The organism is Streptomyces sp. NPDC057486, from assembly GCF_042802415.1.
Lineage (GTDB): Bacteria > Actinomycetota > Actinomycetes > Streptomycetales > Streptomycetaceae > Streptomyces > Streptomyces yanii.
Genome location: NZ_JBHVEE010000333.1, coordinates 1 through 1105, shown reverse-complemented (window position 1 = coordinate 1105; position 1105 = coordinate 1). Strand labels below are relative to the sequence as shown.

At 66.5% G+C, this 1105-nt stretch carries 1 pseudogene; it reads left to right on the top strand.

The annotated features are described in order from the left end of the window. The first annotated feature begins 77 nt into the window (after positions 1-77). Positions 78-1081: pseudogene (locus tag ACFU6I_RS48720) on the top strand (IS5 family transposase). Positions 1082-1105: the final 24 nt, after the last annotated feature.

Sequence of the window (1105 nt, the reverse complement as noted above, 5' to 3'; positions counted from 1 at the left end):
CTAGGGCGCGTATCGAGTCGTGATCAATTTGAGGGATGTTCCTACGTGAGACGGTCCGGTCCGATAGACCGTCTTACGTGACGCGAGTGCAACTGACCGACCCGGAGTGGGAGTTCATCGAGCCGTACCTGCCGATCGGCGAGTACGGCCCGTATCCCGAGCGGCTGCGGCAGCAGTTCGAGGGCGTGATCTGGCGATTCAAGACGGGCGGGCAGTGGCGGGAGATGCCGACGGAGTTCGGCGCCTGGTCGACCGTCCACAACCGCTTCCGGCAGTGGCGTGACGCCGGGGTCTTCGAGGCCCTGCTGGAGGGTCTGATCGCGGAAGCCGCGAAGCACGGTGAGGTGGACCTGTCCCTGGTCAGCATCGACTCCACTACCGCCCGGGCCCACCATGACGCGGCCGGGATGCACCTCGACGAGGACGTCGTCACCGCCCTGGAGAAAGCCGCCACCGAGGAGGAGAAGGCCAGGTCAAAGGGGGCGGCCTCGAAGAACAAAGCGGGCAAGAGGCCGAAAGCGATCCCGTGCGGAAAGAGCGAAGAGGCATCCGGCGTCGTCGGAAACTCCGCCTGAAGGCCGCCCTCCTCGGACGCTCCAGGGGCGGGCAGACCAGCAAGGTCCACCTCGCCGCCGACCGCAAGTGCCGCCCGCTGGCGTTCATCCTGACCGCGGGCCAGGCAGCGGACAGCCCGCAATTCATCCCCGTCCTGAAGAAGGTGCGGGTGCGCGGACCCGTCGGCCGCCCCCGCATCCGGCCGGACGCGGTCGCCGGGGACAAGGCCTACTCGTCCCGCGGCAACCGCGCTCACCTGCGCAAACGCCGTATCAAGGCGGTCATCCCGGAGAAGAAAGACCAGGTCGCCAACCGGAAGAAGAAGGGCTCCAGAGGCGGCCGACCTGTCAGCCACGACGCCGACCTCTACAAGGAGCGGAACACCGTCGAACGCCTGATCAACAAGCTCAAGGCGTGGCGAGGCATCGCCACCCGATACGACAAGACCCCTGACAGCTACCTCGCCGGCCTTCACCTGCGCGCATCGATGATCTGGGTCAAAGACCTCATCCGGACCACCCGTTGATCACGACTCGATACGCGCCCTAGC